Consider the following 26,806-nt stretch of genomic DNA (forward strand, 5'->3'; position numbering starts at 1 on the left):
GAGCGAACGGGATCAGGCAAGGAGATCATGATGCTCGCCCAGGATGGCGCGCGCCGTCCTGCTCCTGCGTCCGTGCCCGCCGACGATCGCATCATATGCAGCTCGCATCTGGCGTGCGGCTTGACGAGGCGGCACGGCCCCGATGCCGGTGCCCATGCCCGGTGCCAGCAGGGAGGTGATTGGCCCGGCTTCGCTCGTGTTGTGCGCCTGGACCGCAATCAGAGCGGCCCGGAAGGCGAGATAGACGTTCGGTGTTCCGTCGATGCGCGATGGCACGCGCATGGTCGGAGCGCAAACGAGATAGCGAAGCTCCGGATGTCCGGTCGGGAGGATCACGGCCTGTCCGACCGGAAGCTCGCCATAATGTTGCGCGGCCAGCAGCTCGCGCAGCTCTGTCTCGATCTGCCAACCGAAGAAGCGCGCATAGTGCAAGTCGATGCCGCCATCCATGAAGCCGAAGCTGTTCGCCGGGCTGACGATGGCATCGGCCTGCTGTTCCAGAATGCTTCCGTGAGAGACCTGAACCTCGCCGACGCCCGCGAACGCGGACCGCCAGGCCTCGACCACCTCGATGCTGATGTCGCGAAGGTGGACCGTGAGCATGATCGCAATGAACTCGATCGGAGAACGCCGCTATTTTTTGGCTCGGGCCATCGTAGGTTAGCGTGGCCTCGGACGCGGCTCAAGCGGTGCATTGCCCGGCCACCAGAATCGGCGTAACCAGCCCCCATGACCCCGCCCGTCACCGCTCCCGTTCTGTTCGATCGCAGCCTGCTCGCGCTCAGGCAGCGGCGGGCTGCAGCAGCGCCGGAGACCTTCCTGCTGGAGCGCGTCGCCGAGGATGTCGCGGATCGCCTTGCCGCGGTGAACCGGTCCTTCACCGCGGCTGCCGACGTCTGGACGCCGGCCGCGGGCTTGAAGCCGTATCTTTCGGGACGCCTCTCGCAGCTCGCACATATCGCTGCGCCCGAAACGGCGGATGAGCGGCTGCTGCTGGCCGCGCAATCGCTCGATCTCGCGCTGTCGGCGCTGGCCTTTCAATTCGTCAACGATCTGCCCGGACTGCTGGTGCAGATTCGCCGCGCCTTGCGCCCCGATGGTCTGCTGCTGGCGGCGATGATCGGCGGCGATACGCTGACCGAGCTCCGGCAGAGCTTCGCGGCGGCCGAAGCCGAATGCGAGGGCGGCGTCTCGCCGCGCGTCGCGCCGCTCGCCGATCTGCGAGATGTCGGCGGGCTGTTGCAGCGTGCCGGCTTCGCGCTGCCCGTCACCGACGTCGACCGCGTCGTGGTCCGCTATGCCAGCGCGCTTGGCCTGATGCAGGATCTCCGCCGCATGGGCGCGACCAACAGCCTGGTCGAGCGGCGCCGCACGCCGCTGCGCCGCGCCACCCTGCTGCGCATGGCCCACATCTATGCCGAACGCTTCGCCGACCCCGACGGCCGCATCCGCGCCACCTTCGACATCATCTGGTTATCCGGCTGGGCACCGCACGAAAGCCAGCAGAAGCCGCTGAAGCCGGGCTCGGCGACAGCGAGCCTCGAGGCGGCGGTGAAGAAAGCAGGCCGCGACTAGACTTTCTCCCGAAGGCCGGGCCTTATAGTCGTCGCCTATCAAGTCGCACGGTATCGCCTGCCATGCTTACCCGGATCGACTACGTCGCGGTCTATGTCGCCGATCAAAGAGCTGCACTCGACTTCTATGTCGATACACTCGGATTTGAACTGCGGCATTGCTCGCCTGGCGGCATCATCAATTGGGGATATGATCTGACCGTAGGCCTGCCCGGGCAGCGCATGATGCTGCAACTCACCTTACGCCCGCCCGGCGACACCTCGCGCAGCACCCCGATCATGCTGAGCTGTACGGATTTGGAGCAGACCTACCACGCTCTGCTTGCAAAGGGAGTTCGCTTCCACTGTCACCTCAATGGCGGGCTTGAATTCGTGTCGTTCTACGATCCAGACGGCAATGAATTTTATATTTCCGATAATAGCCAGAACTGGATCGACGAAAACGCCCTTGCACGAATGAAACAAGGGGTTCCGGACGGGCCATGAACTCGCCCGGAGAAACGTCGCTGCGCGATCCTCACATCAGCAGATCGATCAGATGCGGCAGCAGCGGAATGTCCGCCGGGGGCATCGGGTAGTCGCGCAGCTTGTTCGGCCGCACCCAGGCCAGTTGCTGTCCCTCGCGCGCGGTGACCACGCCTTCCCAGCGCCGGCAGATGTAGAGCGGCATCAACAGATGGAACGTCTCATAGGCGTGGCTGGCAAACGTCAGCGGCGCGAGACAGGCCTCGCGCACGGTGATGCCGAGCTCCTCGTCGAGCTCGCGGATCAGGCTGGCTTCGGGGCGCTCGCCGGGCTCGAGCTTGCCGCCGGGAAACTCCCAGAGTCCCGCGAGCGTCTTGCCGGGCGGCCGCTGCGCCAGCAGCACACGATTGTCGGCGTCGACGAGCGCGCAGGCGACCACGAGCGTGAGTTTCAGGTCGGGCATGGTCCGATCGGTTTGAGAGGGATGCGCCGGTCCGAGAACCAGGTGCGCCTGTTGAGGGAATCTTAACCTAGGCCGTTTCGAGCCCGGTTTCCACGGTCGAAATAAGCCAACCTTAATGGCCGGCCGCGTATTTTCACGGGTGAACGCCATGGCCTCCTCATGGTTTGTTAGGCATCATTCATGCGAATTTTATCCAGCCTGCTCGGCCGCCTGCGGCGTGACGTCAGCGGCAACGTCGCGGTGACGTTCGCGATCGTCTGCGTCCCGCTGATCACCGCGGTCGGCTGCGGCGTCGACTACAGCCGCGCCAACCAGATGCGCGCCAAGCTGCAGGCGGCGGTCGACGCCGCCTCGGTCGGCGCGGTGTCCCGGACCTCGCCGGCCTTCATCGCCGCGGGCACGATGACCTCGGACGGCGTGATCGCCGCCGGCAATGACGATGCGGCGAAGATCTTCAACGGCAACATGTCGGGCACCTCAGGCTATACGCTGACCAGCCTGACGCCGGAGGTGAAGAAGGCCGGCTCGGTGCTGACCGCCACCGTGTCGTTCTCGGCCACCGTGCCGATGATGTTCATGAACATCGTCGGGTTCAAGACCATGACCCTGCAGGGCTCGTCGACGGCCAAGGCTTCGATGCCGCGATACATCGATTTCTATCTGCTGCTCGACAATTCGCCGTCGATGGGCGTGGCGGCGACGCCGGCGGACGTGACCAAGATGGTCAATGCGACCTCCGACAAATGCGCCTTCGCCTGCCACGACTACAACGACTCCAACAACTACTACAATCTCGCCAAGACGCTCAACGTGACCACCCGGATCGACGTGCTGCGCAGCGCCACCCAGCAGCTCATGGACACGGCGCAGCAGACGCAGACCTATACGAACCAGTTCCGCATGGCGATCTACGATTTCGGCGCAGCGTCGAAGACGATCGGATTGCGGGCGCTGTTTTCGCTGTCGTCGAGCCTGTCCAGCGCCAAGAGTGCCGCGGGCAACATCGACCTGATGGGCGTCTACGGCAACAATGATTCCTACACGGCCGACAAGGATACGCCGTTCACCACGGTGTTCCCCGCCATCAACAACGAGATCTCGACGCCTGGTGACGGCACGACCGGCTCGCCGCTGAAATACCTGTTCTTCGTCTCCGATGGCGTCGCGGACGAGAGCAACGCCTCCTGCCTGAAGCCAAAGGCCAGCGGCAATCGCTGCCAGTCGCCGATCAATCCGGCGCTCTGCACCACGCTCAAGAACCGCGGCATCAAGATCGCGGTCCTCTATACGACCTATCTGCAACTGCCGACCAACAGCTGGTACATGAGCTGGATCGATCCCTTCAACAAGGGGCCGTTCGGCCCGTCGCCGAACAGCGAGATCGCGCAGAAGATGCAGGCCTGCGCCTCGGACGGATTCTATTTCGAGGTGTCGCCGACGCAGGGCATCGCGGAGGCGATGAAGGCGCTGTTCCAGAAGGCGGTCGCCGACGCACGGATCGCGAGCTGATCGACTCGGCCCCAGGAAGCGCGCCGGCAGCTGCGCGCTTCCTGGCCGCGGTTGGTTGCGGAATCAGGATCGGTAGTCGCCGTTGATCGCGACATACTCCTTGGTCAGGTCGCAGGTCAGCACGCGGTCGCGGCCCTTGCCGAGGCCGAGCGCCACCTTGATCTGCACCTTCTGCGCCTTCATCGCCTCGGAGACTTCCGTCTCGTCATAGGACGGATCGCGCGCGCCCTTCGATGCGACGCGGATGCCGTTGAAGGAGATCGAGAGCTTGTCGCGGTCGGCCGGCTCGCCGGCCTTGCCGACGGCCATCACGACGCGGCCCCAATTGGCGTCCTCGCCGGCGATCGCGGTCTTGACCAGTGGCGAGTTGGCGATCGACATCGCGATTCTGCGCGCCGACGGCTTGCTCTTGGCGCCCTCGACGATGATCTCGACCAGCTTGCGGGCGCCCTCGCCGTCGCGCGCGACCTGCTCGGCGAGGTCGGCCAGCACGGCATTGAACGCCTTCACGAACGCCTTCACGCGCGGATCGCTGGCGCGGCTGATCTTCGGTGCGCCCTTCGCCGCGGCGGCCCCGGTGGCGAAGGCGAGCAGCGTGTCGGATGTCGAGGTGTCGCCGTCGATCGTCACCGCGTTGAAGGTGTCCTCGACGCCAGCCTTGAGCAGGGCCTGCAGCGCGGGGGCCGAAATCGGCGCATCGGTGAAGATGAACGACAACATCGTCGCCATGTCGGGCGCGATCATGCCGGCGCCCTTGGCCATGCCGTTGATCGTCACCTTGGCCTTTCCGAGCTTGACGGTGGCGGTGGCGACCTTCGGGAAGGTGTCGGTGGTCATGATGGCGCGCGCTGCGCCCATCCAGTCCTCAGGGGCCGCGGTGCCCGCCAACCCTTCGAGCACGCCGTCGAACTTGGTCGCATCCAGCGGCTCGCCGATCACGCCGGTCGAGGCGAGGAAGATCTCGTCCTGCTTGCAGCCGACCGCCTTGGCGGCGATCGCCGCCGTCAGGGCCGTCGACTGCTTGCCGGTCTTGCCGGTGAAGGCGTTGGCGTTGCCGGAGTTGACCACCAGCGCGCGTGCCTTGCCGCCCTTCAGCTTGGCCCGGCACCATTCGACCGGCGCCGACGGGCATTTCGACAGGGTGAACACGCCGGCCACGGTGGTGCCGGGATCGAGCAGCGCCAGCAGCACGTCGGTGCGGTTCTTGTAGCGGATGCCGGCCGCCGCAGTCGCGAGCTTGACGCCCGCAACGGCGGGCATGTCGGGGACATCGGTGGGGGCGAGCGGGGAGACGGCTGAGGACATCGGAGAGGCTTCCGGCAGGAATGAGCGGGAAGCGCTCTGTATCATCTCGGTCGTCGTTGTGGGAGTGGATGTCACTGCACCCACTGCTGTCATCCCGGCGAACGCCGGGATCCATAACCACAGGGTCCAGTTGGGAGCCCCGGTATCGGCCGCGTGCCTGTTTCAAACATCACGCGGTATGGGTCCCGGCTTTCGCCGGGACGACACCATTTATGACGCGACCATGTCCTGTCTCAAGCCAAGTAGCCGAGCCGCTTACTTCTTCGCCGGCTCGGTCGGCTTCGCGTCCGCCGGCTTGGCGGCGTCGGCGGCCGGCTTGTCCAGGCGCTCGATCTTGGCGGCCTCGCGCAGCTTGCCGACGTAGTCGGCCTGGGCCTTGCGGGTGACGTAGGTCTCGATCTGGCCCTTGACCTGGTCGAACTCCGGCGGCTTGCGGCTGCGCTTTTCCTCGACCTTGATGACGTGCCAGCCGAACTGAGTCTTCACCGGATCGGAGATCTTGCCCGGCTCCAGCGAGAAGGCGACGTTGGCGAATTCCGGCACCATCTGCTCCTTGGTAAAGAAGCCGAGGTCGCCGCCGTCCGAGGCGCCGGGATCCTTGGACTTCTTCTTGGCGAGTTCGGCGAAATCGGCGCCCTTGGCGAGCTCGGCCTTGACGGCCTTGGCGTCGTCCTCGGTCTCCACCAGAATATGGCGGGCGTGGACCTCCTGCTCGCCACCGATCTGCTTGGCGGCCTCCTCATAGACCTTCTTCATCGCGTCCGGCGTGGTCGCGGCCTTGCCCTCGCTGGCCAGCAGGCTGTCCATCAGCAGCCGGTTGCGGGTGAAGGCGAGGCGCTTCTTGAACTCCTCGCTGTCGGCGACCTTCTTGTCCTCGGCCGCCTTGGCGACCAGCTTCATGTCGATCAGGAACGACAGCACGTTCTCGTCCTTGGTCGCCGGATCCATCTGCGCGAGGCTCTGTCCGAGCTCCTCCTCGGCGAGCGTCACGTCGCTCTTGCGGATCTCGGCGCCGTTCACCTTGGCCAGCACCGGGTTGGCATCGTCGGCGGCGCGTGCGGGCGCGGCAAGCAGGGACAACGCGAGACTTCCGGCAAGAGCGGTGGCAAGGCCGAGGCGCAGGCCGGTTTTCGTAACCGGGAACGACGTGGTCATGGAAAATCCTTGTTGAGAAGAGGGGGCTCGAGGGGGAGGCCTCAGGGCGGCCGGGACACTCGCCCAATCGCCGTGCCTTGGCAACGCGAAAAGTCTGTCAATTTCGTGAAATCGGCGACAGGTTGGCAACGACGGCCCCGCTGTCGGGCGCCGTTGACAACGTTCCCCCCCAGCCATATCTCTGCCCGGTCGCTTCAAGGGCGATGGCGCTTATTTTGCTGCGTTTTTGGCCGTTGAACCCTGGTTTGCCTGTCTCCCACTCATCTGGTGGCGGACGCCGCCCGGCGCCGAAGGTCGAGGCTGGCGCGGGTGCTGCGGTGCATCACGTCGGGAACAGCAAACCCAAACCATGAGTTACGGCTGCAACGCAGACCCATAGAGGCAGGATTTCAGCAATGATCGGCGCGCTCGCCCGTAAGCTATTCGGCTCCGCCAACGACCGTCGCGTCAAGGGTTACCAGTCCCGTGTCAATGCCATCAATGCGCTGGAGCCGGAGCTCGCCAAGCTGACCGACGAGCAGCTCAAGGCGCGCACTGAGGAGTTCAAGAAGCAGCTCGCCGACGGCAAGACGCTCGACGACATCCTGGTCCCGGCCTTCGCCACCGTCCGCGAGGCCTCCAAGCGCACCCTCGGCCAGCGCCATTTCGACGTCCAGCTGATCGGCGGCATGGTGCTGCACGAGGGCGACATCGCCGAGATGAAGACCGGCGAAGGCAAGACGCTGGTGGCGACCCTCGCGGTCTACCTCAACGCGCTCGCCGGCAAGGGCGTCCACGTCGTGACGGTGAACGACTACCTCGCCCGCCGCGACGCCGGCTGGATGAGCCAGATCTACGGCTTCCTCGGCCTGACCACAGGTGTGATCGTGCACGGCCTCGACGATGCCGAGCGCAAGGCGGCCTATTCCTGCGACATCACCTACGGCACCAACAACGAATACGGCTTCGACTATCTGCGCGACAACATGAAGTACCGGCTGGAGGACATGGTCCAGCGCGGGCACTTCTTCGCCATCGTCGACGAGGTGGACTCCATTCTCATCGATGAAGCGCGCACGCCGCTGATCATCTCCGGCCCGCTCGACGATCGCTCGGAGTTCTACAACACCATCGACACCTTCGTGCCGAAGCTCGACAAGACCGACTACGAGGTCGACGAGAAGCAGCGCACGGTGACGCTCACCGAAGCCGGCATGGAGAAGATCGAGACCCTGCTGCGCGATGCCGGCCAACTCAAGGGCGAGTCGCTCTACGACGTCGAGAACGTCTCCGTCGTGCACCACATCAACCAGGCGCTGCGCGCGCACACGCTGTTCACCCGCGACAAGGACTACATCGTCCGCGACGGCGAGGTCGTGATCATCGACGAATTCACCGGCCGCATGATGCCGGGCCGGCGCTATTCGGAAGGCCTGCACCAGGCGCTCGAGGCCAAGGAGCACCAGCCGGTGCAGCCCGAGAACCAGACGCTGGCCTCGATCACCTTCCAGAACTACTTCCGGATGTACGAGAAGCTCGCCGGCATGACCGGCACGGCGGCCACCGAGGCCGACGAGCTGTTCGACATCTACAAGCTCGAGGTGCTGGAGATCCCGACCAACCTGCCGGTCGCGCGTCTCGACGAGGACGACGAGGTCTATCGCACCCAGCAGGAGAAATACGCCGCGATCCTCGCCGAGATCGAGCGGGCGAATTCGCGCCTGCAGCCGGTGCTGGTCGGCACCGCCTCGATCGAGAAGTCCGAGGTGCTGGCCGCCTATCTCAAGCAGCATGGCTACAAGCAGATCGATTTCGGCAGCGAGCGCGCGCTCGACAAGCTCTATGCGGCGGCCCGCGCCGGCAAGCCCGCGAAACTGTTCGCGGTGCTCAATGCGCGCTTCCACGAGCAGGAAGCCTATATCGTGGCCGAAGCCGGCGTGCCCGGCGCGATCACGATCGCGACCAACATGGCCGGCCGCGGCACCGACATCAAGCTCGGCGGCTCGCTCGAGATGCGCCTGCAGCAGGAGACCGCCGGGATCACCGACGAGGCCGAGAAGGCCGCCAAGATCGAACAGATCAAGGCCGACATCGCCCGCTTCCGCGAGATCGTGCTGAAGGCCGAGGAGACGGTCGAGATCGAGCCCGCCAAGGGCTCCAAGCCGGCCAAGACCGTGACCAAGCCCGGCGGCCTCTACATCATCGGCTCCGAGCGCCACGAATCCCGCCGCATCGACAACCAGCTGCGCGGCCGCTCCGGCCGTCAGGGCGACCCCGGCCGGTCGAAATTCTTCCTGTCGCTGGAAGACGACCTGATGCGCATCTTCGGCTCCGACCGGCTTGACAGCATGCTGACCCGGCTCGGCCTGAAGGAAGGCGAGGCCATCATCCATCCCTGGATCAACAAGGCGCTGGAGAAGGCGCAGCAGAAGGTCGAGGCGCGCAACTTCGACATCCGCAAGAACCTCCTGAAGTTCGACAACGTCCAGAACGACCAGCGCAAGGTGATCTTCGACCAGCGCGTCGAGCTGATGCAGGACGAGAGCGTGGTCGAGACGATCACCGACATGCGTCACGCCTTCATCGACGATCTCGTCGCCAAGCACGTTCCCGAGCACGCCTATGCCGAGCAGTGGGACGTCGCCGGCCTGAAAGAAGAGCTGAAGCGCGTGCTCGACATCGACCTGCCGGTCGACGAATGGGCGAAGGAAGAGGGCATCGCCGACGAGGAGTTGCTCAAGCGCATCGAGACCCACGCCGACGAGCGCATGGCCGCCAAGGTCGCGCAATGGGGCCCCGACGTGATGCGCTACGTCGAGAAGACCATCCTGCTGCAGACGCTCGACCACCTCTGGCGCGAGCACCTGGTGATGCTCGACCATTTGCGCCAGGTCATCGGCCTGCGCGGCTACGGCCAGCGCGATCCGCTGCAGGAGTACAAGTCGGAAGCCTTCACGCTGTTCGAGGCGATGATCGCGCATCTGCGCGAGGCCGTCACCGCGCAGCTGATGCGGGTCGAGATCGTGCCACCGGAGGAGCAGCAGCCGGTGCTGCCGCCGATGCAGGCGCACCACGCCGATCCCAGCACCGGCGAGGACGAGATGGCCTTCGCCAACGTGTCACTCGTGCCCTCTTCGGGCGCCGCCCCGGTCCCGGCCGAAGCGCGCAACCCGAACGATCCCTCGACCTGGGGCAAGATGGGCCGCAACGAGGACTGCCCCTGCGGCTCCGGCAAGAAGTACAAGCACTGCCACGGCCGCTACGCGTAAGCGCGGGCCGGGCAGTAACATTCGACGTGCTCGCGTGAAAGGAGCGAAGCGACGGATGGGTGGAAAGACCCGAATGTCGCTCCGCCGATCGAGCTAGATTTAAGAGCCGTCGAGTTCCGAAACTGCCCTTGATTCAGTCAGTTCATTTGGCAACAAAGAAATAGTCTTCGTTACCTGAGAGCGAGCCATAAGAGAACGGCTGTTGCCGGCGATTGGTCGCTAGGAGCACATCGTCTCGCACGAGATCAAACAAGCGACGGACCTCAAGACCGGCGACTTTCAGCCGGCTTGCGAGCGCTATCGCAAACGGGCTGTTGGAGCCATCTCCGTCGAGGGCAGTCTCTCCGTGCTTTGCCGAAAATATAACTAGCGATCCCGGCTCCGGCTCGACGGCAGCCAAGCCGCGCCCTAACGAGCGGGTGGCGATGGTCCGTTTCATCTGACTCAGAAACGGATTGCTGCGACAGGCATCCATGATCACCATGCGCAGCTTCCTTGCACCGTCCGCAGCAGAGATTGCCAAGGAGAGTGGAACGGTCTCAAAATCTACATCTCTGTCAGATTCGAGGTGAGCGTCGACGGGGATCATGTAGTCGGCGCCACCCACTTCGATGCCATGTCCCGAGTAGTAGATGACCGACCAGTCGGCCTCCGAAGACTTCTTCGAGAACTCCAACAACAACTTGTGTAAAGCATCGCGCGACAGGTTCTTTCCTGCGATTACCTCGTCAAACCCGATAGACTTCAGCGTTTGTGAAATGAGGTCCGTGTCTCTCACAGGATTTGGAAGCTCCGGAACGGAACTGTATTTCGAGTTGCCGATCACGAGGGCAACCCGACGGCTGGGTTTAGACCAAATAGGTAGAGAGGCGCCACCGGAAGGCCTCGTAGAGGTTTCAGAAGAAGAAGGTTGATTTAACTTTTCTGCTGTCTGAGCTGAAAGAATTCTCAGCTCTTCGGTGGCTTCTGAGCTGCTCGGTTCAATAGCGAGAGCTATTTGGTATTCCGCTCTGGCTCGATCGAGCTCACCGAGCCCAGCGAGTGATCGGGCCAGATTTAGATGGGACCAAAAGAACCGAGGCTTTAGCTCGATAGCCTTCCTCGCGGCGTTGGCAGCTTCCCCAAAATTCTTCAATCCCAGGAAAGCCGAGGACAGATTGTTGTAGGAGTACGAATAGTTCGGTCGAAGCGATATGCTTGCCCTGCAGTCTGCAACGGCCAGTTCATACAGTCCCTTGACGTGGTATGCCCAGCAGCGCCCGTCCAAAGCGTCGGCAAGCCGAGACTTAGGACTTCTACCTTGAGAGACTACTTCGCTGCAGCCGGATATCCGCTGGTCGGCATCCGACGATTGGCAGCGTTTCCAAGCATCGCTCTCGATAGGCCGCGCATGTACTGAGCATACAGCGGCCGACCACGCACATACCGCTAAGCAGATCAACAAAAATCTGGCGCTTAGACACAAGTTAATGACTCCCCCCGCTTCGATCTCGCTGGATGCTCATCGCCTTTAGTCCACGAACACGGGCATACGACCGTTTGACCAGATCCAACGGGAGCTCACGTGAGCAAGCGGCTGCTGTCAACGCGCTGTTGATCTCGCGGCCGACGTCGGACGTCTGGTCCTCGTCGCTCAGCTTGGTGAACATGATGATATCGGCGCCCGCCTTGACGGCGGCGATGGCGGCGGTGGCCGGCGGCTTGGCGTCGAGAATGGCCTTCATGGCGAGGTCATCCGTCATGACCACGCCGTCATAGCCGAGCTCGCGGCGCAGAAGACGGTCGATCGCGTGCGCGCCATTCTGCGTTGCGACACCGCCCCAGCGGCGGGTATTGGCGAGATGGCCGACCATGATCGCCTCGGCCATCCCCCGCCGAATCAGGCGCCTGTACGGCTTCAGCTCCGCCGATGACCAGGTGGTCGTGACGTCGGCGATGCCGGCGTGGCTGTCGGCGGTGGACGATCCATGCCCCGGGAAATGCTTGAGCACCGTCAGGATGCCCTGCCTTCGGTGCGCCCGGATGAAGGCTGCCGCGTAGCGCACCACCGTGTCGGCGTCGCGGCCATAGCTGCGTTGCCGCTGACCGATGATCGGGTTCGACGGGTTGGTGTTGAGATCGACCACCGGCGCGAGATTCATGTTGATGTGCAGCGTCGCGAGCTTCTCGGCGAGTGCCGCGTAAGCGCGGCGCGCCGCCGGGACGGAGCCGCGGGCGATCTCCGCGGCCGACGGCGTTTCCGCAAGGCCGACATTCGATCCGAGCCGCTCGACCGTTCCGCCTTCATCGTCGATGGCGATGAACGGAGGAGCCGCGCATTTGCAGGACCGGAGTCGATCGATCATCGCGGCGAGATCATCTGACGTTCCGACATTGCGGCCGAGGATCACGACACCGCCGATCAGCCCCTCCTCGAGATCGGACAGAATCTGCTGAAATCCGGCATCCGATGCCTTGGTCCCGAAGAAGCCGGCCATGATCATCGGGCCCACGAGCCGCGACGTTGCCGCTGTGTTGCGGCAGCCGGCGGCAAGGCCGGCGTGCCCCGAGTGCATCAGGAGTGCGAGGGCGAGGGACAGTCGGCCCAGTCGTCGCAGCATTGCGATCACGCCTCGCGGCTGTGGAGGTGACTCGCTCATATGCACGGGGTCAGATCGCCGCGAAGGCAAATCTCAGGTTGTTGACAGGCTCGCGACCGTCGCCCCCTCGGCAATGGTCCGCGGCGCGGCATTGAGCTGCTCGATGGCAAACCCTGCCGCCTTCTTGTAGCCGGCCATGAACGCGTCGCGCTCGGCCGGTGGGATGACCTCGTCAATATTGGTGAAGGTCCCGCCGCAGCGCTCGTCGACCAGATTGAGCAGGCCGAACGGGCCGGCGCCGCGGTTGCGCAGGATGACAGCCGAAATCGGGCCGCACAGTTTCTCGTCATAGGCGGCGAGCGCCGCCGGCGTCACGCCGTGCGCCAGCAGGCAGGTGCCGAGCACGCGGGCGTCGACGATCGCCTGGCTCGCGCCATTGGAGCCGGTCGGGTACATCGCATGCGCGGCGTCGCCCATCAGCGCGACCGGGCCATCGACCCAGGTCGAGACCGGATCGCGGTCGATCATAGGGTTCTCATAGGCGCCATCGGCGCCGGCGATCAGCGCGGGCACGTCGAGCCAGTCATAGGTCCAGCCGGCGAAGTGATGCGCAAACTCCTGCACCGGGACCTGGCGGAACCAGCCGGTCTGCTTCCAGCCCTCGGTGTTGTCCATCGTCACTTCCGCGATCCAGTTGATCAGCGCCAGCCCCGTCTTCGGGTCGGGATGCGAGATCGGATAGACCACGACGCGATGGCGGTGAGTACCCAGCCCGACGAAGGACGAGCCGGTGCGCATCGGCTTCGCCCAGGTGACGCCGCGCCACATCACTGCGCCGCCCCAATGGATCGGTGGTTGCGTGGGGTGCATCTGCGCGCGCACCGCCGAATGAATGCCGTCGGCGCCGATCAGCAGCCGTCCGCGCTGCTCGGATCGCGAGCCATCGGCGTGCTCGATGCGCGCCGTCACCGTGCCGTCCGCGTTCTTCTCATAGCCGCTGACGCGGCTGCCGAGCCGTACGCAATCAGCGCCAGCCCGCTGCACCAGCCGGCTGTACAGCAGCATGTGCAGCTTGCCGCGGTGAACCGCATATTGCGGCCAATTGTAGCCGGCAAGCAGCCCGCGCGGCTCGGAATAGATGTCGTTGCCGTTCAGCCCGACCAGCGCCCATTCCTTCGCGGGCACGCCGACCTGATCGAGATCGTCGGCGCCAATGCCCAGATCATACAGCTCGCGCACGGCATTGGGCTGCAGGTTGATGCCGACCCCGAGCGGCCGCATCTCGCGCACGCTCTCGTAGACCACGCAGGGCACGCCGATCTGCTGCAGGGTGAGTGCGGTCGCGAGGCCGCCGATGCCGCCGCCGGCGATGATGACAGGAAGGTCGGTCATGGGCATGGGTCCGTCGCGCCTGAACTCGGGAAACAAAGCTCGAAAGGAGGGTCGATAGGGATGCTGGCACGACGCGTGCAGCGCGCGGATCGCCTCCCTCGATCCATCCGTGGCCAGCGTTATCCGCCGGTCTGTGGCAAAGGCCTAATTCAGAAGGCCAGCCGAAACAAGGGGAATGGGCAATCCGCGCCGTCATGGTAGGCTGGTGCCATGCACCGTCCAACTCTCTCCCTCTGTGCGGCCCTGTTGCTGGCCGGTCTGGCGAGTCCCGCGACAGCCTTCGACGTCGAGGCTCATCGCGGCGGGCGGGCACTGCATCCGGAGAACACGCTGCAGGCCTTCGCCGCAGCGCTCGCGTTGGGCGTCGATACGCTGGAGATCGATGTCGGCGCCACGGCCGACGGCGTGCTGGTCGTCTCGCACGAGCGGCGGCTCAATCCCGATCTCGCCCGCGACGCTTCCGGCAACTACGTCGCGCCGCCCGGACCGCTGCTGATCGACCTGCCGCTGGCCGAGGTGCAGTCCTACGATGTCGGCCGGATTCGCCCCGGCAGCGACTATGCCAGGCAGTTTCCGGAGCAGCAGCCGCTCGCGGGCGACGTGTCGCCGCGCATTCCGCCCCTGAAGCAGGTGTTCGATCTCGTCAGGCGCTCCGGAGACGACCATGTGCGTCTCAACATCGAGACCAAGCTCGATCCGGCGTTTCCCAACGAAGCGCCTGACCCGGCGCGGTTCGTCAGCCTGCTGCTCGGCCTGATCGATGCTGAGCAGTTCGCGGATCGCGTCATGATCCAGTCGTTCGACTGGCGCACCCTGCAGTTGGTACAGCAACGCGCACCTCGGATTCCAACCGTCTATTTGTCACTGCAGCGGGGCAAGGCGCCGACGGTGTCGTTGACCGCGGCCACCCGCTGGACCGCCGGCTTCAATCCTGCCGATCACGGCGGCTCGCTGCCGCGCACGATCAAAGCGGCCGGGGGCAAGGTGTGGTCGCCCTATTTCGCCGACGTCACGCCGGAGTTGGTCGCCGAAGCGCATGCGCTCGGGCTGCAGGTCGTGGTCTGGACCGTGAACAAGCTGGAGGACATGGCGCGGCTGATCGACACCGGCGTCGATGGCATCATTTCCGATCGGCCGGATCTGTTGCGCAAGGCCTTGGCGGAGAAGGGCATCGCCTTGCCCGTCGCATCAGCAACCGGACCAAACTAGCAATGAACGGCGGAGGCCTGTCCGTTGCCTTGAACGCCCGGAGAGGTAGAGCGCGTCTCAGAACCGATAGTTGACGCCGAGGGTCGCGGCGTGAATGCGGTCCTTGACCTCGAAGCCCGTGATGTTGACGACCGGCACCGTGTTGGTCATTACGATGCCGCTTTTGCCGAAATCGTAATAGTTGTACTCGGCATTCACGGACCAGTGCGGGGCAAAGGCCCACTCCACACCTGCGCCCGCCGTCCATCCGGTTCGCATTGAGGTCGTGCTCGGATCGACGGCGACTCCAGACGGAAGGATGAACGGATCCTCGTTGCGCTCGCGCGTCCAGGCCGCGCCGCCGCGGGCATAGACCAGCCAGCGTTCGGCGTAGACATAGCCGAGCCGGGCCGTTGCAGAGCCCAGGAAATCGTTCGTCGTGATGAACTGCGACGGGCGAATCACACCGGTGATGCGATTTCGGACCGTGCCGCCATGGCTGGTTCGCAGGCTGCTCCAGGCAGCGCGGGCCTCGGCGCCGATCACCCAGGCCGGTGCGAACTGATAATCGCAACCGATTTGGCCGCCGCCAACAACGCCGGCCCCGCTGTAGTCTCTGACGGCTCCCAAATCGTTGATCGTGGTGTCGGTGCTGACGACTCCTCCGACGTGACCGCCGATGTAGCAACCGGTCCAGCTGAACCTGACCGGAATTGGAGCTTTGGCCGTGATCGGCAGATCGGCAGCAGCCGCCGCTGCACCGGACAAAGCGATCGCCGTTGAAGTCAGCAGAACCTTGAGCATTCCAAGACACCTCAGCACATTCGCGCTGAGGTGGTAGCACCTGATGGTAGTTCTGTATGTTGTCCGCCAGCAACATGCCGCAAAAATACGGGAACTTTGCTGGCGACTCGGGGCAGCTCACTCCATCACCACCTCGTGCCGGATCACGAACGGCGCGAGCAGCGTATGCACCTCGTTTGCGATCGCCTCGCGGCTTTCCGCCGGCACGTTGCGCAACGTCACCGTGGCGATGCTGCCGTGGCTGCCGTGCGGGCCGACCTTGACGCTGCAATCGATGCCGCGGTCGGTCAGTTGCGACAACACCTTGGCGAACACCCGCGTCGCGGCGTCCCAGCGCAGTTGCGGCTTGAACACCTTGCCGACGCCGGTCACCGGCATCGGATCGATCGGGATGATCTGCACCGGCACCGCGGCGCGCTCCGGAGTGCGGGCGCGCACCCAGTCCTCCAGCTCGCCCGGTTGCACGCTCGCGCCGGGCTTGAGCTGCACATAGCCGATCGGCAGCTCGCCCGCATAGGCGTCGGGCTGACCGACCACCGCGGCGAAGCCCACGGCCGGATGCTGGAACAGGATCTCCTCGATCGGCGCCGGATCGATGTTGTGGCCGCCGCGGATCACGAGGTCCTTGGCGCGGCCAGTGATCCACAGGAAGCCGTCGGCATCGAGCCGGCCGAGATCGCCGGAATTGACCCAATGTCCCTGGACGAAGGCGCCCTTGTTGTGGGCGTCGTCGAGATAGCCGGAGAACACGCCGGGCCCGGCCATGATGACGACGCCGATCTCATCCGTTGCGCAGTCGCGCTCATAGCGCCCGTCGGCATCGAGCTTGACGATCCGCACCTTCGCGTAAGGCAGCGGCAGGCCGACCGAGCCGAGCCGGATCGGCTGGTCCGGATAGGCCATGGTGTGCACGCTCGCGGTCTCGGTCATGCCGTAGACCTCGATCACCGGCAGCTTGAGCTTGTCCATGATCGCCTGCCCCACGGCGACCGGAATCGCCGAGCCGCCGCCCGCGGCATAGCGCAGACTGGAGATGTCGGCCGCACCTTGTGGCACAGCCAGAGTCGCGGCGAGCACGGTCGGCACGCTCGACAGCGTCTCCGGCTTGAAGCGCTGCACCAGACCCCAGATGTTGCGCACCGCATTCGGATTGCGCCAGCCGGCGCCCGACAGCACGACGAGGGACCCGCCCGCCGACAGCGTCTGCAGCGCCTGGGTCAGCGATCCCCCGACATGAAACAGCGGCATGCCGAACAGCAAGGTGCCGCCGGGCTTGGCCTTCAGGACCAGGTTGATCCCCCAGGCCTGATAGACTTGGTTGCCATGGCTGTGGCGCACCAGCTTCGGCGTGCCGGTCGTGCCGCCGGTGTGGAAATAGGCGGCGGTGTCGCTGGCCTTGATCTGCCGGCCGCTGACGAGATGGTCGCCCGGCTGCGCTCCGATCAGGTCATTGAACGCGTGAATGCCGTTGGCGGGGTCCCCGCCGCCGCCATGCACCTGCACGATCGCCTTGAGGTGCTTGAGGCCGCCGCGCACCTTCTCGACCTTCTGCCAGATGTCGGTGCCGGGCAGGGGGCCGAGCGCCACCAGCACCTTGGTCCTGGCGGCATCGAGAATCTCGGCGATCTGGTGCGGTTCGAGCAGCGGATTGACCGGGTTGGCGATGCCGGCGGCCTCGGCGCCGAACAGCGTGACGAAGGCGTCGGGCACCAAAGGCAGCATGAAGCTGACGACGTCGTCGGGGCCGACGCCGAGCGCATGAAACATGTTCGCCGCCTGCGTCACCCGGGCGATGAAATCGCGATAGGAGATCTCCACCGGCGTGTCGGCCGGATCGGCGTTGGGCAGAAACTGGATCGCCGGCGCGTTCGGGTTGACCGAGGCGCCGCACTTCAACGCCTCATAGGTGCTCTGCGCGGCGATCCGTTCGCCATACGGCGTCTGCTCGAAGGCGCGGATGTCAGCGGTGCTTGCGAATGTCGGATAATCGCTGCCGATGGCGCGATCGAGCAGGTGAATGCCCATGGCCTGTCCTCCCTGTGACGTGTCCTCGTCCGGCGGTTTTGGTCCCGCCGGTGATCGCGCGCGGGCTCTATGCGGCCCGTTCGTCGCGATCGTCACAGGACAGGATGAGGGAGGATTCGTCTTGCGTCTATCCCGGCGTTGCCGGGCGAGCCGACCGATTTGCCGCAGGCGAGGAGACGAGGCGTGGTCAAGTCGTCTTGATGCGACGCGAAGACCGCTCCGATTTCCGCGTCATTGCGAGCGCAGCGAAGCAATCCAGGGTGGTGGGCGGGGCCCTGGATTGCTTCGCTGCGCTCGCAATGACGGGAGGATAGAGCTTAGCCCTGAATGTCGGCAGCGCAGCGTGCCTCAGCTCGCCGCGTCGATCAGATTTTCCAAGAGCCGCTTCAGCTCGCCGGTGGCCTTGTCGCCGTAGTTCTCCAGGATGTGCGCCTCCTGGCTGGCGGCCAGCGAGTTCAGCCGTTTGCATAGCGCCTTGCCATGATCGCTGATGAACATCAGCACCTTGCGCCGGTCGTGGGCGTCCTGGCGGCGGTAGACCAGCGAGTCGGAGACCATGCGGTCGATCATCTTGGTCAGGGTCGGGTGGTTCAGCAGGACCGCGTCGGCGAGATCGCCCATCGAGTGCCCCTCGCCGTCGGAGAGCACCTTGAGGATGCGCCACTGCTCGACGGGCACGCCCTCGGTGCTCAGGCGTGACTCCAGCTGCCGGTTGATCTCCCGGTTGGCCTGCGCGAGCAGGTAGGCGAGATGTTCGGTGAGGGGGCTGTTGGGATGGGGCGGTTTGGCCACGGTGAACTTCGCTTGCGGTCCCGACTTGAATGAATGTCCGGCAGTAGCTGCCCGATCTATATGCATCCCAATTCTTGAACATTCAACATTTTCGAATAGGATATTTGCCGAACGCGTGCTGATTTTGACGGCGTATGACCGCCGGCCCACAATGGGCCAGGCACGGTTGCGGCCAAGGAGTGGGTGTGCTCTCGACAGGATCTGTCACGGCCGGGCGTCTCCGTCTGCCGCCATCCCTGCTGTTCAGGAGCCCGCCCCGGCGGGCCGGCCTTCCTGCACTCGCCCCCTTCGATCCTGACCGTATCCAGCGGCGCGGCTCCCACAACAGGCTGCGCATCGGCAACTTCCTCACCTTCTCCGGGTCACCCGGCATCTGGGGGCCGGCCGCGACCAACAGCGCGCTGCTCGCGGTGTCCGACATCAACCGCCACGGTGGCATTCTCGGGCGCGAGATCGAGTTGTCGTTCTACGATTCCGGCGGGCCGGCGGACGAGGTGGCCGAGCGCGCCAGGGACGCGCTCGAATTCGACGACATCGACGTGGTCATGGGCTCGCATATCAGCGCGGTGAGGCTGGCGCTGCGCCGGCTCACCCGCGGACGCATCCCCTATGTGTATACGCCGGTCTATGAAGGCGGCGAGCGCACGCCCGGCGTGATGGCGATCGGCGAGACGCCGCACAGCCAGACGCGCCCCGCCATCCACTGGCTGGCGGAGAACAAGCGCGCCCGGCGCTGGTATCTGATCGGCAGCGACTATGTCTGGCCGTGGCAGTCGCACCTCCAGACCAAGACCTTCATCACCGAGGCCGGCGGCCAGGTGGTCGGCGAGGAGTTCGTGCCGGTGGGCGAGGATGATCACGAGGCGCATCTGGCGCGGATCCGCGCCGCCAGGCCCGACGTCGTGCTGATCTCGCTGATCGGCACCGACAGCATTACCTTCAATCGAGCCTTCGGCGAGTCGGGCCTCGCCGCGACCACCCTGCGTCTCGCCGGCGCGGTGGACGAAACGGTGCTGCTCGGCATCGGCGCCGACAACACCGAGAACCTGTATTCGGCCTCCGGCTATTTCAGTTGCATCGGCTCCAAGGCCAATGACGCGTTCATGAGCCGCTACACCGCGATGTTCGGCGCCGATGCGCCGCCGGTCGGATCGGTCGGCCAGTCGAACTACGAGGGCCTGCGCTTTCTCAAGGCGGCCGCCGAGCGCGCTGGCTCGCTGTCCCTGCGACCGCTCGCTGCCGCCGGCCGCAACATCGTCTATTCCGGCGCGCGCGGCGAGGTGACGATCCGGCAGGGCCGCGCCGGCATGGCGATGCATCTCGCCGCGGCCGACGGGCTGGACTTCAAGATCATCCGCACGTTCTGAGTAACGCTGCGCCGAGCTCGGCCGGGCTGCGTGCCGCGGTCACCCTCCCCCTCCAGGGGAGGGTGAGCCATCACATTCGCGGCCGCCTGTTCAGTTCAGCCGCAAGGCAATCACGATGACAAGATCTGCCCTCACGCGGCCGCAGCCTTCTTGGCCTGTACGTCGACGGCAGCCGCCGGCGTACCTCCGACCTCACGAATCATCCGGCTGATCGCCTCCTGCGGCATCGGCTTGCCGAACAGGAAGCCCTGTACGCTGCTGCAGCCTTCCTCGCGCAGGAAGGCGAGATGCTGTTCGGTCTCGACGCCTTCGGCGAGCACCGGGATGTTGAGGCTGCGCCCGAGCAGCAGGGTCGCCTTGACGATCGCCGCGGCGTGCACGCTGGTCTCGACCGACTGGATGAAGCTCTTGTCGACCTTGATCTTGTCGAATGGAAACACCTGCAGGGTCGACAGCGACGAATAGCCGGTGCCGAAATCGTCCATCGCCACGGTGACGCCGATCGCCTTCAAGGCCTGCATCACCTGCAGCGCATGCTGGCGGTCGGCGATGATACCGGTCTCGGTCAGCTCGATCTCCAGCCGCTCCGGCGCCAATCCAGTCTCGCGCAGCACCTCGGCGACGCGCTTCGGCAGGTCGTGGTTGAGCTGCATCGGCGCGACGTTGACGGCGACCTTGAACGGCCGGCTCCAGGTCGCGGCGGTGGCGCAGGCGGTGCGCAGCACCCAGTCGCCGATGTCGACGATCAGCCCCGTTTGTTCGGCCATCGGAATGAAATCGTTCGGCGGCACGCGGCCCTTCACCGGATGGTTCCACCGCAGCAGCGCCTCGAAGCCGACGATGCCGCCGCTCTGCGTGTCGTTCTGAACTTGGTAGTGCAGCTCGAACTCGTTGCGCACCAGCGCGCGCTTGAGGTCGATCGCGAGCTCGGCGCGGCGCCGGCTGGCCTCGTCCATCGACGGCTCATAGGTGCAGATCTTGCCCTGGCCGAGACTCTTGGCGCGGTACATCGCGAGATCGGCGCGGGTGAGAAGCTCGTCCGAGGTCAGGCCGTGGTCGGGATGCAGCGCGATGCCGATACTGCAGCCGACCGAGAGGCTGCGCTCCTCCCACTCGACGGGCGCCAGTACCAGCGCGCGCATCCGCTCGGCGAACTTCGCCGCCTCGGTGCACGCGAAGATCTCGCTCTTGACGGCGACGAACTCGTCGCCGCCGATTCGCGCCAGGAACTCGCCCGGCTGCAGCGTCGATGCAATACGCTGTGCGATCACCGTCAGCACCGCATCGCCCGCGGCATGGCCGTGCGCGTCGTTGACGTCCTTGAAGCGATCGAGGTCGATCGCGAGCACCGCCAGATGCGCGGTCTCGTCGCCCTCGGTGAGCAGCGGCGCGAGCCGCTGGCCGAGGCCGCTGCGGTTCGGCAGGCCGGTCAGCGGGTCCTGCAGCGCCAATTGCCGATAGCCTTCGACCGCTTCCTGCGTCGCCTGCATGTCGATCATGTAGGCCGAGGCGGCCATCGCCATGATCAGGCCGATGCCGGTGACGACCGTGACCAGCATCAGGCTGTCCGACAGCGACTGCACCGGCGCGCTGCTGGCCGCCATGGGTGCCAGGGTCAACGCGAGCATGCCGGTGAAGTGCAGGCTCAGGATCGCAAGCACCATCGCGAGCGAGCTGCCATATTTGCAGAAGCGGGTGACCGGCCGCGCGATGCGGTTGGCGGCAACGGCACCGAACACCGTTGCAAGCGCGATCGAGAGCCACACCATCGGCACGTTCCAGGTCAGCACGCCGTCGAGCTTGAGCGCGCTCATGCCGCTGTAATGCATGGCGGCGATGCCGAAGCCGAACACCGCGCCGCCGGCCTCGATCAGCGGGCCGCGCTGGGTGCGTGTCGTGATGAAGAAGCCGAGCCACGCAAAGGCCACCGCCAGTCCGAGCGAGGCGAAGGTCATCGCCGGCTCGAACGAGCGGTATCCTGGCGTGTCGTAGCCGAGGACCGCGGCGAAGTGCGTGGTCCAGACCGTGCCACCGGCCACGAGTCCGGCCAGAAACAGCAGATGGAAGCGGCGGAGGCCGGCGTTGCGACGGACCCGCGCGAGCAGCCGCATGGACAGAATCGAGCCGAGCACGCAGACGAGCAGTGCGGCGGCGACGTAGCGCAGATCATGATCGGCGGGCAGGCAGGACAGGATCGTCAACATCGGCAATGTACCCTCGCTCAGCCGAGCTACGGTCCGCGGCGGGACCGGTTTTGGCACGCGCGATTCGCGGTTAGCGAAGCGTCAACGCGGGCAGCACCTCCGCCCGTGCCGATCCATGCAAGGGGTTTGGAATCCGACCATCGAGGCGCAAGGGCCGCCGCGCTGCAGGGAACTCGGGACATCGTGACGAAACTCCCAGTGCAGGCCGCAGGGCTCGCCGGCACACGGCCTTTTGCGATCCTCCGTGGCCGGAATGGGTTGCCGCTGCATGACGGAATTAATACGATCCGATGTCGTTCACATGAAATTTGGAGTGCCCGGATGCGTGCGCAGTCGCGAGCCCTGTCGAACCCGGTCGCCCTGTGGTGGGCGATGCTGACGCTCGTCAGCCTCGCCAACATCGTGTTCTGGTTCATCCTGTACCGGCAGCTCAACGGCGGCAGCAGTTCGTCGGGTCAGGCGTCCCAGACCAGTTCGATGCTGGCGCTGTCGGCGGCCTATGTGTTCGGCTGCGCCTTCCGCTCGGTGCTGCCGCGCGCCGACGTGCAGCGCATCTGCCTGGTCGACAGCTGGCTGTCGAGCGTGTTCATCGGCCGCACCGTCGCGACCATCGCCGAGATCGCCTTCGCGGCGCAGTGGGCCATCATCCTCGCGCAGCTCGGCGCGATCGCCGATGCCGAGACCGCGGTTAACATGGCCCGCATCATCGTGCCGCTGATCGTCGTCGCGGAGATCTGTTCCTGGTACGCCGTCGTCACCCGGAATTTCCTCTACAACGCGATCGAGAACTCGCTGTGGGCGGTGGCCTTCCTGTTCGTCGGCATCGGCCTCGGCCGGCTGCTGCCGGAGTTCGACGGCCTGGTGCGCGGCCTTCTGATCGCGGGCCTCGTCGGCATCGCCTGCTATCTCGCCTTCCTGGTCGTGATCGACGTCCCGATGTATGTGAAGCGCTGGCGCATCGAGCGCGCCGCCGGCACGCCACTCCTGCATCCGCTCGCCGGTCTGCGCGACTCCGCCACGCGTTGGACCGTCACCCACGAGTTCGAGCACTGGAAGGAAGAGATCGCCTGGATGTCGCTGTATTTCAGCGCCGCCGTCTGGGGCTCGCTGGCGCTATGCGCGCTCTCGGCGATGAACGATCCCCTGCCGCGAGATCGCGCGCAGGCCACCGGTGCACCGCCGGCCATCGTCCAGCACGACGCCGATCGATCCTGACGCGACATCCCGCCGTGACGATCACGGCGGGATGCCTGCCGGCCGAGCGGCGTTGCCTCAGCCATGCATCGCGAAGTGATGCGCGTCGTCCATCTGGACGATGTGGCTGTAGTCGGCGTGCGGCGCGTCGTGCACGGCCACCGGCGCGTGGTCGAAATTCGGCGGTACGATGCCGGTGTTGCCCGCATGGCCATGGTCGCCGAAATTGTCGACGATGATCGGGTTGTGCGACGAGCCCTCGCCGTGCAACGGGCCGGGGAAGCCGGGGCCCTGACTGCCCTGGACGTTGTCGGCGGACTGATGGATCGCCTGCGCGATCGAGTCCCAGAACCCGCCATGGCTGCCGCCGTCCTGTCCCGCATGAGCGATCTGGATGCTGCCGTCGCTGCGCAGGCCGTCCTGGGCCAGCTTGAAGACGTCGCCGATCGCCGCGCCGAGATCGCCATGGCTGAGGTCGTTGACCAGCGAGCCCAGGTCGTGGCCGATCGCGTCGAGCTGCTGCCCCAGAGAGTGGCTCAACTCGCCGGCGGTCTGTGCCAGCCCGTTGAGACCCTCGCCGACGAAATGGCCGACGCCATCGACGATGCCGGTGCCGACCGCATCGGCGCCGTGGGCGATGCCGGAGATCGCCTCGCCGATCGGTCCGCCGATCAGGTGGCCCGCCGCCGACGCCGTGTCGGTGACCACGCCGATGGCGCCGTCGGCCACCGCTACGCCGGCGTCGAAGCCGCCCTTCACCACGGCGCCTGCAGCGTCGAGCGCGTCCATGCCGACCTCGCCGGCCGTTCCGACGATGGTGCCGGCCATGCCGAGCGCGCCGTGGCCGACTGCGCCGGCCGCCTCCAGCCCGGCCTCGCCGAGGCCGACCGCGGTGTGTGCGAGGTCGCCGGCGACGTCGAGGGCGCCATGCGCCACGTCGCCACCGACCTTGAGCCCGCCGTCGACGATGTCGCCGCCGATATGCTTGACGTCGTTGATGACGCCGTCGATGTCGCCATGTACCAGGTGGCCGACCCCGGACGCCACGTCGCCGGCGACGTTGATCCCGGTATGGAGGACGTCGCCGCCGACATGGACCACGGTCGACGCGACGTCGCCTACGGTGTGAAGCAGGCCGCCGCCGATAGCCTCGGCACCGTGCCCGATCGCGCCGAGTACGCCGCCCACGGTATGGATGGCCTCGCCGCCGAGCGCGCCGATGCCATGCACCACGCTGCCCACGGCATGGGCCGCATCGCCGGCGACGTGCTCGACCGTATCGACCACGGCGCCCGCCGCACCGCCGACCGCACCCGCCACATCCTTCGCGACGTCCTTCACGTCGTCCACGGCGGAACTGACGGCATCTCCGATATCATCCCAAAAGCTCATGACCTGCTCCTCTCGGTTGCGTCACCTCGCCTCGGGTGACGCGCCGTTTGTCGCAGATCGCGTCCCGGCGCTCCGTGCGCGACATCACGCAGGCTGAGACGTGGCACGGCTCCGGCGCGAAGCCTGTCCGCGAGCCGCGTCATCCACCTCTTCGGGGGCCGCGGGGAGGGACATGCGTGGATGCCGGCGCAGGCCGGGCAACTAATTAGCAGGCTCTGATCGCGATCGTTCAGGGCGCATCGGTGTGATGCTCGGCGGCGGTTCAGGCGTGGCCGATCCAGCCATGCCAGGTCAGCGCTGTGAAGAATGGACGGGCATCGCGAAAGCCGCCGTCACGCAGGATGGCTTCATCCTCCCCTGGGCTCAGCATGTTGACGCTGGCATCGACGGTCGCGCGCATCGTCCTGGCCTGCTCGGGGTCTGTGCCGGACGCAACGGCATAGGCCGCGTACCGATCCAGCCACAGCGATCTCTCGACGGGCTCGTTGGGCAGGCAGCTATGGGCCACCACGAAAGGCGCTCCAGGGTGGAGCCGGTCGTGCACGGCGCGGACTGTCCGCAACCGTTCCGATGCTGCCAGAAAATGCAGCGTCAGCAGGCATGTCGCCGCGTCAAACGGGCCGGCCGGCGCATCGTCGATGGTGCCCTCGATCAGTTCGACCCGGCTCGTCCGCGCGCCGAGCGTGCGTTCGGCGAGTCGCAGCATCTGCGGCGCCGGATCGACGCCGACGAAGGTCCACGATGGTTGCGCTTCCGCCAACGCGGTGAGCTCGAGCCCGCCGCCCGCGCCCAGCACGAGCACCCTCGCATGTTCGGGCGCCCGCTCGGCCAGCAGGACCGCCGTCATCCGGTGCAGCCCGTCGAGACCGGGCACGAAGCGCCGTGGACCATCCGTGTAGCGCGCGACGAATTCGGGATCGGAAAACGCGCGGATGAACTGCTGAGCGCCGTCGGCAATGTCAGCCGGCATGACAAATGTCTCCTTTGCGAGGTCGCTTGCGTCGTTCGAGGCGGTCGTGGAAATCAGCGCTCAGCGCCGCCAGCGTGATGGCGCCGAGACGGGACAGCAGCAAGGTCTCGGCGGCCCGGATGGAGGTGTCGAGCGCCGCATTGACCGCCTGCTCGACGAGGCAGTCGGGAGTCTCGCTCCGATGGCCGATGGCGAACAGCGATGGACGCCCGAGTGAATCGTAGACGTCGCGCAGGGTGACGGTCGCCAGATCGCAGGCGAGCGTCCAGCCGCCGCCATGGCCTTTCTCGGAGCGCACATAGCCGCTGTCCCGGAGGCCCGCCATGATTCTGCGGATCACGACCGGATTGGTCTGCATCATCGCTGCGAGGGCCTCGGACGTGACCGGACCGTCGTGCTCCGCCATGTGGAGCAGGACGTGCAGGATGCCGGACAACTGGCTGTTGGGTCTCATGTAACTTTTAATATGACATGATATTCCAGCCGTCAACCGGCCGGCCCGGCCATGAAGGCTTGGGCGCCGACGCTGGCGCCTCTGCCCGTCGGGCGATTCGGTCCTGCATCCCGCGTGCGGCGGGCGGGTCCATGCCTCCCAACGATGAGAAACGCGCTGCGCGGAAAAACTGAATTTGCCCGCGCGTTCAAGCTGATTTGGGCTGTCCAGTCCCATCAGTAAAAATATGCCGCTTCTCAATTTCGGAATTTCGTGAATTATTCCGTCCGTCCCGCCTCATCGACGAGGGGCGCTGCGCGGTCGTCACGAAGCGTGGAGTGCGGGATGTGATGGGCGGGCCGGTTTGCAGCGTGATCATTCGCGCGGACGAACAACATCGGCTCGCACGGTCAAGTCGCGTGGTCCTGACCTCCCGATGCTGAGGTCAAGCCGGCTGTTGATGCCCCGCGCATCTCGCCGGTGATGGGGGCAACACAGCCCGGTCCCCAGGGAGATCGCGAAGCAGCCGTTAAAACTATCGCGCAGGGAGGGCCGGGTCGTCCGGCTGGACCTGTGGTACCTGCCGCCTGCATTTTTTTCGCAGGCGGGCCACGGGCCTCAGTCGAGGTCCGGCCTTCCCTGCACCCTCGCTTCGGAAGAGGGTGAGATCGATGCATCACTCGGACGCCAAGAGCGTCGCGAGGACAATGACGCGCGTCCCCAAATGCAGTTTGAGATTGCTGACCA

General features: G+C 65.6%; 21 protein-coding genes. 7 read left to right on the plus strand and 14 right to left on the minus strand.

Annotated elements, in window-relative coordinates:
* Positions 1 to 12: 12 nt before the first annotated feature.
* Positions 13 to 603: a macro domain-containing protein gene (locus tag ACQR0U_RS02735; RefSeq protein ID WP_434842568.1), complete on the minus strand. Its 591-nt coding sequence runs from the start codon at positions 601 to 603 to the stop codon at positions 13 to 15.
* Between the two features lie 126 nt (positions 604 to 729).
* Between ACQR0U_RS02735 and ACQR0U_RS02740 the strand changes: the two genes are divergently transcribed.
* On the plus strand, positions 730 to 1,575 hold the full coding sequence (locus ACQR0U_RS02740) for a methyltransferase domain-containing protein (protein WP_434842569.1): 846 nt from the start codon (positions 730 to 732) through the stop codon (positions 1,573 to 1,575).
* Positions 1,576 to 1,637: 62 nt separating this feature from the next.
* Positions 1,638 to 2,060 (plus strand): VOC family protein, encoded by a 423-nt coding sequence (locus ACQR0U_RS02745; RefSeq protein WP_316195422.1) that lies wholly within the window; start codon positions 1,638 to 1,640, stop codon positions 2,058 to 2,060.
* Between the two features lie 31 nt (positions 2,061 to 2,091).
* Here ACQR0U_RS02745 and ACQR0U_RS02750 read toward each other — a convergent pair whose 3' ends face one another.
* Complete coding sequence (locus tag ACQR0U_RS02750) at positions 2,092 to 2,502, minus strand: (deoxy)nucleoside triphosphate pyrophosphohydrolase (protein ID WP_172184528.1); 411 nt, start codon at positions 2,500 to 2,502, stop codon at positions 2,092 to 2,094.
* A 180-nt stretch (positions 2,503 to 2,682) separates the two neighbouring features.
* On the opposite strand from ACQR0U_RS02750, the gene ACQR0U_RS02755 reads away from it, so the two are divergent.
* Positions 2,683 to 4,011: a TadE/TadG family type IV pilus assembly protein gene (locus tag ACQR0U_RS02755; protein ID WP_316174461.1), complete on the plus strand. Its 1,329-nt coding sequence runs from the start codon at positions 2,683 to 2,685 to the stop codon at positions 4,009 to 4,011.
* A gap of 63 nt (positions 4,012 to 4,074) precedes the next feature.
* Here ACQR0U_RS02755 and argJ read toward each other — a convergent pair whose 3' ends face one another.
* Together argJ and ACQR0U_RS02765 are read right to left on the minus strand one after the other, a co-directional pair.
* Positions 4,075 to 5,316, minus strand: coding sequence for a bifunctional glutamate N-acetyltransferase/amino-acid acetyltransferase ArgJ (argJ, locus tag ACQR0U_RS02760; protein WP_316195425.1), 1,242 nt, complete (start codon positions 5,314 to 5,316; stop codon positions 4,075 to 4,077).
* 255 nt (positions 5,317 to 5,571) lie between these two features.
* Entirely contained in the window at positions 5,572 to 6,471 is a 900-nt protein-coding gene (locus tag ACQR0U_RS02765) for a peptidylprolyl isomerase (RefSeq protein WP_315751944.1), read from the minus strand.
* A gap of 395 nt (positions 6,472 to 6,866) precedes the next feature.
* On the opposite strand from ACQR0U_RS02765, the gene secA reads away from it, so the two are divergent.
* The gene (gene secA / locus ACQR0U_RS02770) at positions 6,867 to 9,719 is read left to right on the plus strand and encodes a preprotein translocase subunit SecA (protein ID WP_434842570.1); all 2,853 of its coding nucleotides are present in this window, start codon (positions 6,867 to 6,869) and stop codon (positions 9,717 to 9,719) included.
* Between the two features lie 142 nt (positions 9,720 to 9,861).
* Here the strand turns inward: secA and ACQR0U_RS02775 are convergent, their stop codons facing one another.
* The 3 genes from ACQR0U_RS02775 to ACQR0U_RS02785 all read right to left on the minus strand — a co-directional run bounded on the left by ACQR0U_RS02775 (position 9,862) and on the right by ACQR0U_RS02785 (position 13,690).
* A complete protein-coding gene (locus ACQR0U_RS02775; RefSeq protein WP_315751946.1) occupies positions 9,862 to 11,184 on the minus strand; it encodes a caspase family protein in 1,323 nt (440 codons plus the stop codon).
* Between the two features lies 1 nt (position 11,185).
* The gene (locus ACQR0U_RS02780) at positions 11,186 to 12,319 is read right to left on the minus strand and encodes a glycoside hydrolase family 3 N-terminal domain-containing protein (protein WP_434842571.1); all 1,134 of its coding nucleotides are present in this window, start codon (positions 12,317 to 12,319) and stop codon (positions 11,186 to 11,188) included.
* Between the two features lie 72 nt (positions 12,320 to 12,391).
* Complete coding sequence (locus tag ACQR0U_RS02785) at positions 12,392 to 13,690, minus strand: flavin-dependent oxidoreductase (RefSeq protein ID WP_316170992.1); 1,299 nt, start codon at positions 13,688 to 13,690, stop codon at positions 12,392 to 12,394.
* Between the two features lie 210 nt (positions 13,691 to 13,900).
* On the opposite strand from ACQR0U_RS02785, the gene ACQR0U_RS02790 reads away from it, so the two are divergent.
* Positions 13,901 to 14,899, plus strand: a complete 999-nt coding sequence (locus ACQR0U_RS02790; protein ID WP_434842572.1) for a glycerophosphodiester phosphodiesterase — start codon at positions 13,901 to 13,903, stop codon at positions 14,897 to 14,899.
* Positions 14,900 to 14,956: 57 nt separating this feature from the next.
* Here ACQR0U_RS02790 and ACQR0U_RS02795 read toward each other — a convergent pair whose 3' ends face one another.
* From ACQR0U_RS02795 to ACQR0U_RS02805, 3 genes are all read right to left on the minus strand, one after another.
* Positions 14,957 to 15,682, minus strand: a complete 726-nt coding sequence (locus tag ACQR0U_RS02795) for an outer membrane protein (protein WP_316170990.1) — start codon at positions 15,680 to 15,682, stop codon at positions 14,957 to 14,959.
* Positions 15,683 to 15,799: 117 nt separating this feature from the next.
* Entirely contained in the window at positions 15,800 to 17,707 is a 1,908-nt protein-coding gene (locus tag ACQR0U_RS02800; RefSeq protein WP_434842573.1) for an acyl-CoA synthetase, read from the minus strand.
* Between the two features lie 348 nt (positions 17,708 to 18,055).
* Positions 18,056 to 18,499 carry a MarR family winged helix-turn-helix transcriptional regulator gene (locus tag ACQR0U_RS02805; protein WP_315715212.1) on the minus strand — a complete coding sequence of 148 codons (444 nt, stop codon included), beginning with the start codon at positions 18,497 to 18,499 and terminating at the stop codon, positions 18,056 to 18,058.
* A 185-nt stretch (positions 18,500 to 18,684) separates the two neighbouring features.
* On the opposite strand from ACQR0U_RS02805, the gene ACQR0U_RS02810 reads away from it, so the two are divergent.
* Entirely contained in the window at positions 18,685 to 19,866 is a 1,182-nt protein-coding gene (locus ACQR0U_RS02810; protein WP_315715213.1) for a substrate-binding domain-containing protein, read from the plus strand.
* Between the two features lie 131 nt (positions 19,867 to 19,997).
* Here the strand turns inward: ACQR0U_RS02810 and ACQR0U_RS02815 are convergent, their stop codons facing one another.
* A complete protein-coding gene (locus tag ACQR0U_RS02815; RefSeq protein ID WP_316170987.1) occupies positions 19,998 to 22,070 on the minus strand; it encodes a putative bifunctional diguanylate cyclase/phosphodiesterase in 2,073 nt (690 codons plus the stop codon).
* Positions 22,071 to 22,391: 321 nt separating this feature from the next.
* Here ACQR0U_RS02815 and ACQR0U_RS02820 point away from each other — a divergent pair, with 321 nt between their 5' ends.
* Complete coding sequence (locus ACQR0U_RS02820; RefSeq protein ID WP_315715215.1) at positions 22,392 to 23,285, plus strand: hypothetical protein; 894 nt, start codon at positions 22,392 to 22,394, stop codon at positions 23,283 to 23,285.
* A gap of 57 nt (positions 23,286 to 23,342) precedes the next feature.
* Here the strand turns inward: ACQR0U_RS02820 and ACQR0U_RS02825 are convergent, their stop codons facing one another.
* The 3 genes from ACQR0U_RS02825 to ACQR0U_RS02835 form a co-directional block, all read right to left on the minus strand.
* The gene (locus ACQR0U_RS02825; RefSeq protein WP_316170986.1) at positions 23,343 to 24,656 is read right to left on the minus strand and encodes a hypothetical protein; all 1,314 of its coding nucleotides are present in this window, start codon (positions 24,654 to 24,656) and stop codon (positions 23,343 to 23,345) included.
* 262 nt (positions 24,657 to 24,918) lie between these two features.
* Positions 24,919 to 25,626 (minus strand): class I SAM-dependent methyltransferase, encoded by a 708-nt coding sequence (locus tag ACQR0U_RS02830; protein WP_316226085.1) that lies wholly within the window; start codon positions 25,624 to 25,626, stop codon positions 24,919 to 24,921.
* The gene (locus ACQR0U_RS02835; protein WP_315735202.1) at positions 25,616 to 26,080 is read right to left on the minus strand and encodes an Rrf2 family transcriptional regulator; all 465 of its coding nucleotides are present in this window, start codon (positions 26,078 to 26,080) and stop codon (positions 25,616 to 25,618) included. Before ACQR0U_RS02835 ends, ACQR0U_RS02830 begins: the two co-directional genes overlap by 11 nt.
* Positions 26,081 to 26,806: the final 726 nt, after the last annotated feature.

This window comes from Bradyrhizobium sp. HKCCYLRH3097 (assembly GCF_051167875.1).
In the GTDB taxonomy this organism is placed as follows: Bacteria; Pseudomonadota; Alphaproteobacteria; order Rhizobiales; family Xanthobacteraceae; genus Bradyrhizobium.

Excerpts from the sequence above, each read along its gene's own strand:
- argJ (WP_316195425.1), bottom strand. The coding sequence starts at position 5,316 with ATGTCCTCAGCCGTCTCCCCGCTCGCCCCCACCGATGTCCCCGACATG.
- ACQR0U_RS02790 (WP_434842572.1), top strand. The coding sequence starts at position 13,901 with ATGCACCGTCCAACTCTCTCCCTCTGTGCGGCCCTGTTGCTGGCCGGT.
- ACQR0U_RS02740 (WP_434842569.1), top strand. The coding sequence starts at position 730 with ATGACCCCGCCCGTCACCGCTCCCGTTCTGTTCGATCGCAGCCTGCTC.
- secA (WP_434842570.1), top strand. The coding sequence starts at position 6,867 with ATGATCGGCGCGCTCGCCCGTAAGCTATTCGGCTCCGCCAACGACCGT.
- ACQR0U_RS02785 (WP_316170992.1), bottom strand. The coding sequence starts at position 13,690 with ATGACCGACCTTCCTGTCATCATCGCCGGCGGCGGCATCGGCGGCCTC.
- ACQR0U_RS02830 (WP_316226085.1), bottom strand. The coding sequence starts at position 25,626 with ATGCCGGCTGACATTGCCGACGGCGCTCAGCAGTTCATCCGCGCGTTT.
- ACQR0U_RS02780 (WP_434842571.1), bottom strand. The coding sequence starts at position 12,319 with ATGCTGCGACGACTGGGCCGACTGTCCCTCGCCCTCGCACTCCTGATG.
- ACQR0U_RS02800 (WP_434842573.1), bottom strand. The coding sequence starts at position 17,707 with ATGGGCATTCACCTGCTCGATCGCGCCATCGGCAGCGATTATCCGACA.
- ACQR0U_RS02825 (WP_316170986.1), bottom strand. The coding sequence starts at position 24,656 with ATGAGCTTTTGGGATGATATCGGAGATGCCGTCAGTTCCGCCGTGGAC.
- ACQR0U_RS02735 (WP_434842568.1), bottom strand. The coding sequence starts at position 603 with ATGCTCACGGTCCACCTTCGCGACATCAGCATCGAGGTGGTCGAGGCC.
- ACQR0U_RS02820 (WP_315715215.1), top strand. The coding sequence starts at position 22,392 with ATGCGTGCGCAGTCGCGAGCCCTGTCGAACCCGGTCGCCCTGTGGTGG.
- ACQR0U_RS02815 (WP_316170987.1), bottom strand. The coding sequence starts at position 22,070 with ATGTTGACGATCCTGTCCTGCCTGCCCGCCGATCATGATCTGCGCTAC.
- ACQR0U_RS02755 (WP_316174461.1), top strand. The coding sequence starts at position 2,683 with ATGCGAATTTTATCCAGCCTGCTCGGCCGCCTGCGGCGTGACGTCAGC.
- ACQR0U_RS02835 (WP_315735202.1), bottom strand. The coding sequence starts at position 26,080 with ATGAGACCCAACAGCCAGTTGTCCGGCATCCTGCACGTCCTGCTCCAC.
- ACQR0U_RS02795 (WP_316170990.1), bottom strand. The coding sequence starts at position 15,682 with ATGCTCAAGGTTCTGCTGACTTCAACGGCGATCGCTTTGTCCGGTGCA.
- ACQR0U_RS02765 (WP_315751944.1), bottom strand. The coding sequence starts at position 6,471 with ATGACCACGTCGTTCCCGGTTACGAAAACCGGCCTGCGCCTCGGCCTT.
- ACQR0U_RS02750 (WP_172184528.1), bottom strand. The coding sequence starts at position 2,502 with ATGCCCGACCTGAAACTCACGCTCGTGGTCGCCTGCGCGCTCGTCGAC.
- ACQR0U_RS02745 (WP_316195422.1), top strand. The coding sequence starts at position 1,638 with ATGCTTACCCGGATCGACTACGTCGCGGTCTATGTCGCCGATCAAAGA.